The organism is Paracoccus binzhouensis, from assembly GCF_016446475.1.
Lineage (GTDB): Bacteria > Pseudomonadota > Alphaproteobacteria > Rhodobacterales > Rhodobacteraceae > Paracoccus > Paracoccus binzhouensis.
The window spans coordinates 25,005-31,004 of record NZ_JAEHFP010000045.1 but is presented as its reverse complement, the minus strand read 5'-3'; the positions used below and the strand labels follow the sequence as shown (position 1 = coordinate 31,004).

5 protein-coding genes and 1 pseudogene are annotated in these 6,000 nt (G+C 68.4%); 3 read left to right on the top strand and 3 right to left on the bottom strand.

The features are described 5' to 3' along the window. The 3 genes and pseudogenes from I9P22_RS12045 to I9P22_RS12035 all read left to right on the top strand — a co-directional run. A pseudogene (locus tag I9P22_RS12045) lies at positions 1-81 on the top strand (IS5/IS1182 family transposase); the annotation flags it as partial. A 54-nt stretch (positions 82-135) separates the two neighbouring features. Continuing rightward, complete coding sequence (locus I9P22_RS12040) at positions 136-546, top strand: hypothetical protein (protein ID WP_199259724.1); 411 nt, start codon at positions 136-138, stop codon at positions 544-546. A gap of 148 nt (positions 547-694) precedes the next feature. Further along, the gene (locus I9P22_RS12035) at positions 695-892 is read left to right on the top strand and encodes a hypothetical protein (RefSeq protein ID WP_199259723.1); all 198 of its coding nucleotides are present in this window, start codon (positions 695-697) and stop codon (positions 890-892) included. A 32-nt stretch (positions 893-924) separates the two neighbouring features. Here the strand turns inward: I9P22_RS12035 and I9P22_RS12030 are convergent, their stop codons facing one another. The 3 genes from I9P22_RS12030 to I9P22_RS12020 are packed head-to-tail and all read right to left on the bottom strand — an operon-like array spanning position 925 to position 5,961. Continuing rightward, a complete protein-coding gene (locus I9P22_RS12030; protein WP_199259722.1) occupies positions 925-1,608 on the bottom strand; it encodes a Crp/Fnr family transcriptional regulator in 684 nt (227 codons plus the stop codon). Next, on the bottom strand, positions 1,605-4,595 hold the full coding sequence (locus tag I9P22_RS12025) for an ATP-binding protein (protein ID WP_199259721.1): 2,991 nt from the start codon (positions 4,593-4,595) through the stop codon (positions 1,605-1,607). Before I9P22_RS12025 ends, I9P22_RS12030 begins: the two co-directional genes overlap by 4 nt. Beyond that, positions 4,585-5,961 (bottom strand): hypothetical protein, encoded by a 1,377-nt coding sequence (locus tag I9P22_RS12020; RefSeq protein WP_199259720.1) that lies wholly within the window; start codon positions 5,959-5,961, stop codon positions 4,585-4,587. The genes I9P22_RS12025 and I9P22_RS12020 overlap by 11 nt, the downstream gene beginning before the upstream one ends. Between the last annotated feature and the right edge of the window lie 39 nt (positions 5,962-6,000).

Sequence of the window (6,000 nt, the reverse complement as noted above, 5' to 3'; positions counted from 1 at the left end):
TACGACAAAACCGCAGACAGTTTCCTCGGCTTCATCGACATCGCCTGCATCAGGCTCTGGCTTCGCCATTTGTCAACATGACCTAGGCTTCTTCCTGCCAAGATATCCCAATTCCCGTTCGGCAAGGAGCTGACCATGACGAATATCCTCGACCGCGACAATCACCTCGTCCTGTCCCGCACCACGGACCTGGGCAAGACCTACGAAATCGGATACCCCAAGCAGCAGGGCTATGCCGCCGCATCGCTCGCCGATGAGCTGGCGCATGGACCGACCACCCCGCCCGGCTATCAGGCCCTGTGCTGGGAGCCGGGCGGCCTGGGCTATACCTCGCCCGGCGCCGAGAATATCGGCATCGTCAATGGCTATGTCAGCCATGATCGGGGCGCGATCTATTCCTACCGGATCAATTTCTACAACAGCAAGGGCTGGCATTTCAAATTCATCGACGAAAGCGGCGATGTCTATGCCATCACAACGATCCGGAACGGCTGGCATTATATCGACTATAATTCCGACAAGCCGATCATCTGCGGGGTTTCATGACCAAAGCCTTTTCAGGGTGTTGACGAGTGACGTTTTGACCAGTCCCGGGGGGCGGAGGCGCTTCGCCCCCCACCCGCCTGAAACCCGACGCCTCGGATTCCGAACGACGAAGCCGAGGAGATGCGTTCATCATGACAGGAGTCGAATCATGTCGCATCTTCAAAGTCCCGACATGGTTGCATTCACCATCGGCAGGGTGACACTGGCGCTGATGCAGGGCCGCGGAACCATCAGCGGCGACGCCATCGAGATCGCCCTGCACAAGATCGCCGAGGGCGACATCACCGACCGCATCTCGAAGGAGATGGCGCAGGGCGCGCTGGCGGCGATCGCCGCCGAGTCCTGAGCGCAAGTCCCGGGCGTGGCCCCGAGCCGACCCTACAGATCCCGATCCAGCAGCCGGTCCGGGTCGAGGATCGCGACCTCGCCGCGCCCGGCGCGCAGGATCCCGTCCCGCCGCATCGCCGACAGCGCCCGGCTGACCGCCTCGCGGTTGGCGCCGATCTGGGCGGCAATCTCGGCATGGGTGGGGAAGTCGCGCAGCACCGCGCCGGGGTTCAGGCAGCCGGACTCGGCCGCGCGGCGCAGGACGAAGGAGCGGACGCGATCCGGCACCGACAGCGATGTCAGCTGGCACATGCGCTCGGTCAGGTCGCGCACCCGATGCGTCAACCCGGCCAGAACCCGGTCGCGGAACAGGGCGCTGTCGTGGATCAGTTCGCGGAACGTGGCGGCCGGCATGATCGCCAGTTCCGCCGGGCTGCGCGCATAGACGCAGAGCGAGCGCGGCGCGCCATCGAGCGCGGTCAGCTCGCCGAAATAGCTGCCCTCGGACATGGCGGTGAAAATGATCTCGCGGCCGTCCCGGGTCCAGTAGACGGCCATCAGCTGGCCGCGGGCCAGGAAATGCACGTCGGCCTGTTCGTCGTCGCGGTCGATGACGATGGCGCCGCTGTCGAAATTCTGCCAGCGCAGCGACCGGGCCGCGCGCTGGCGGACGGCGTCCTCCAGCCCGGCAAGCAGCGGAAACCGCCCGATATCCCGCGCAGGATCCGGGCTCATGCCGGCACCCAGCCGATGCGCTCGCCCGCGCGCTCGGCATGGGTCAGCCACAGATGCGCCCGCATCGCGCGGGCCTGGCCCCATGCCTGCGCCAGACTGGCCTGCGCCGCCTGCGGCTGGTCCTGCGCGGCCAGAAGCTGCGCCTCGGCGATCAGTGCCGGGGCCAGGAACTGCGCCTCTCCGCTCTGGGCCAGGCGGGTCTTCAGCCCCGGCAGATAGGCCTGGGCGCGGGACGGCTCGCCCGCCTTGACCAGTTCCTCGATCACCATGGCCTCGAACAGCGACTGCCAGGCGATGAAATTGGTCCGCCGCCAGCCCTCGAGCCCGTCGATCATCGTGGCGATCCCCTCGGTGCGGGTCGCCGGCTGCCGCGTCAGCGCCCAGCCCTGCGCGAAGCCGGCCATGGCCAGGAATTCCGGGAAATGATGGGTGCGGGCCAGGGTTTCGGCCTCTTTCGCATGGGCGACGGTGGTTTCAGGATCGCCGCGGAACATCTCGGTCAGGAACATCGCCAGCAGGGAAAAGCCGCGGGCATGGGCGATGCCCAGGCTCCGGCCCAGCTCGACCGCCCGGGTGGCGAAACCCTCGGCCGCGTCGAATTCCCCCGCGACCGAAGCGGTCAGCCCGGAATAGAATAGGCTGAACACCCCGAAATCCTTGAGATATTTCGAGAAGAGCGGCGCGTGCTTCTCGGGCCGGTAAAGCGCGATGGTGCGGCCCAGGTGATGGCGCGCCCGCCCCAGATCGCCCTTGTGCCAGGCTACCAGCCCGGCCAGCGTATGCCCGGCCAGCTGCGCGCCCTCGCCCTCGTTGGGCAGGGCCAGCACCGTCCTGGCGGTGGTTTCCGCCGCGTCCAGCCGGCAGCAGGCCCAGTCGTGCAGGCCGGAATTGTAATAGAGATGCGCGCGGTCCTCGTTCAGGCCCAGCTCGCGCATCAGGTCCATGCTGCGCCGCTGGGCATCGCCGAAGGCGGCGTTGCCCGGCCCGCCAAGGATCATCTGCAACGGCCCCTCGAGGCTGTAGAGCGCCAGTTCCTGCCGGCGCCTTTCCTGGTTCCCGGACAGCCGGGGCAGCAGGGCGAAGGCGCGTCCGATATGATCGCGCGCCTCTTGCAGGGCGCCGACGCGGACCGAGGCCAGCGTGGCATTGATCAGGTAGCGCAGCGCCTGCTCGGGCTGGCCGCCATTCTCGAAATGCAGGGCCAGGAAATGCGCCGGCACCTCGGGCCAGCGCGCCTCGATCACCGCGGCCAGGTCGGCATGCAGCCGCCGGCGCAGGTCAGAGCCGAGATTGCCGTAGATCGCCTCGCGCACCAGGTCATGCGCGAAGGCCATGCCCAGGATCCCGACGCGTTCCGCCGCCAGCTTTTCCGTGACCAGCCGGTCGACATGGCGGCAGGTGTCCTCGCCGCTTTCGCCCAGCAGCGCGGCGATGATCGCCGGCTCGAAATGCGGGCCCATGACCGCTGCGGCCTGGGCGAAGCGGCGGGTGCGTTCGGGCAGCCGGCCCAGGCTTTCCTCGATCACGTCGAGCAGGTCCAGCGGCAGGTCGGGGGCTCCGAAATCGGCCCTTTCCTTGCGCAGCGCGTAATCGGCGAAGGCGGTGACGTAAAGCGGCACGCCGCGCGCCTTGTCCTGCACCCAGCGGACCATCTCGGCATCCCCGGCGCGCGCGTTCAGCAGGCTGCGGATCAGGTCCTGGGATTGCGCCCGCGACAGCGGCTCAAGCCGCAGCGCCCGGTCGGCCGCCAGCACCGGCTGGTCCCCGGACCCCGCCGTGCGCTGGCTGAACAGCATCAGGATCGGCCGGTCGCGCAGCACCGCCTGGAAGCCGGCCAGGAATTCCAGCGAGCTGGGATCGAGCCAATGCGCATCCTCGACCACCACGATCAGCGCCGGCGAGACGCCCTGCAACTCGAGGATGCGGCTGGTCAGCTGCTCGCACAGCCAGCGTCGCAGCAGCACCGGGTCGGTGCTGAGCTGGCGGTCGGCGTCGGAATGCGCGTCCAGCAGCACCAGCAGGTCGTCGATGGCCGTGCCCTCCAGGCCCCAGACCGCGCCGAACATCTGCCGCAGCTTGGCCTCGCGCCGGTGCTCGTCATCGTCCATCGCCACCCCGGCAACCCAGAGCAGATGCGCCTTGATCGGGTGGAAATCGCCGCCCCTTTCGTCGCGGCGGCAGTTCAGGACCAGGCGCTGGCAGGACTGAGCCAGCGGCGAATGGGCGAATTCCTCAAGCAGCCGGGTCTTGCCGAAGCCGGCCTCGCCCATGACGGCGACCGTCTGGCCTCGGCCGGCTATCGCCTCGGCCAGGGCGGATTCCAGCGCCGAGATCTCGGCCAGGCGCCCGACCAGCGGCGAGCGGGGGTTTTCGGCGCGCTCGCCGCGCGGCTCGGCCGCCTCCCAGCAGCTGACCGCCTCGGCAAAGCCCTTCAGCGGCTGGTCCGGCAGGGCGCGGAACGCAAACAGCTCTTGCGCGCTGCGGCGGCTTTCGGCGCAGACCAGCACGCTGCCCGGCGGCGCGACCGCCTGCAGCCGGGCGGCAAGGTTGATGCAATGGCCGACCGCGCGCACCCCGGCGGCGCTGGCCCCGTCGCTGAACAGCGCCAACCCCGAGGCGATGCCGATGCGCACATTGGCGGGGAAGGCCGATCCGGGACGCTGGATCGCCCCGGCGATGCGCAGCCCGGCTGCGATCGCCGCCGCCGCGCGACCCATCTCCTCATGGCCGCGATGGAACAGGCACATCACGCCGTCGCCCAGATATTGCACCACCTCGCCGCCCAGCAGCCGGACATGCGCCGTGACCAGGTTGTGAAAGGCCCGCAGCGCGGCGTTGTAGCGTTCCGGCCCCAGCTTGCCGATCAGTTCGGCCGAGCCGACAAGATCGACAAACATGGCCGAGACCGGGCGATATTCCGACCAGTCGGCATCCTCGTCACGCACGGCGAAGGGCGCCGCGCCGGCGTCATCCATGCTAATGGACATCGAAGGTCTCTTGCTCCAGCCGCGCGTTTCCGGCGACCTCGTTATAGGCCGAGACCGCGAACATCAGCGCCATGTCGTAATCCAGCGCCACGACCCCGGCGCTTCTGGTCATCGGCTCGGAGCCGGGCCGGTTCTGGAACCAGCGCATCCACTCGGGCGAGCCGGGCTCGTACAGCAGGAAGGGCAGGTCGTCACGGGGAAAGCTGCGATTGGGCGAAGGGTAGAGATTGGCCGCCCGCGGGAATTCGGCCGTGCCATGGCAGCTCTGGCAGGATGAGGCGTTGACATGCTGGTCGTTCACATAGCGTTCGCCGCTGGGCAGGATGACGTTGTGCCGGCTCGAGACATCCATCGGCCCCGAAAGGCGCCCGCCCCAGCCGAAGGTCTCGCGGGTGAAGGCGGGGGCCGCGGGGTTGATCCAGCTTTGCCGGATCGCGGCCCGGCCGAAGCGGTCGGCCCTGGGTCCGGTGACGTCCGGGTCGTTGCCCCATTGCAGGCCCAGCGGCACGAACCGCTCCCATGCCGAAGTGCCGGGCGCGTCCCTGTCATAGACGAAGACCGCGAACACCCAGCCGCTGCCCTGCGCGGCGGTGCTGTCCTTGACGCGGACGGCCATCTGCAGCGGCCGCACCGGCAGCACCTGCGGGCGCAGGTTCGGCCCGCCGGCCAGCTGGTCCTCGGTCGTGGGGCGGAAGACATGCCAGACCGAGCTGTTTTCCAGCACCGGCCAGTCCTCGGGCGTATTGGTAACCGCCTCGACCTTGACCACGACCGAGCCTTCCGGAAAACCGACCGCCTTCAGGTCCGGGGCATAGAGATCGGCCCAGACCCGCCCCAGCATCGCCGCCGCCGGCGCATTGTAATAGATCACCGCGTGGTTCTGCACCGGGCTTTGCGGCGCCTGGCCTTCGGGAAAGGTCACGGCGGGCATGATCTGGCCGGAATAGCTGTTCATCAGCGCCTCGCGCCCCGAAGTCGGATCCGTCACCCCGCCCGAGACTGTTCCCTCGCCGCTCCAGACCATGTCGTACCAGCCGGCCTCGACCGGATCCCAGTCGTCGGGACGATCCACCAGCGTCGCCAGCGTCAGACCCAGATGGGCCTTGAGCCGTAGGGCATATGCGGGCGCGGTCTTTTGCGACAGCGGGCCGGCCGTCTCGCGGAAGGGCCAGCCCGGCTGTTCCGGCTGCCCGGGATAGTCCAGATTCGCCAACAGGAAGCGCCCGCGCCAGTTGTCGGAAGGATAAAGCCCGTTGTTGGATGCCAGCGGATCCTGCGCCGCGGCGGCGGCCGGAAGCGAAAGGCAGAGCATGGCGGCGATGAGGGGCGAAGATCCCGAAAGCCTGCTGGCGGATATCTGGCGCATCAGAACGACTCCTGAACAACGGCGGCTGCGGCAGAGCTT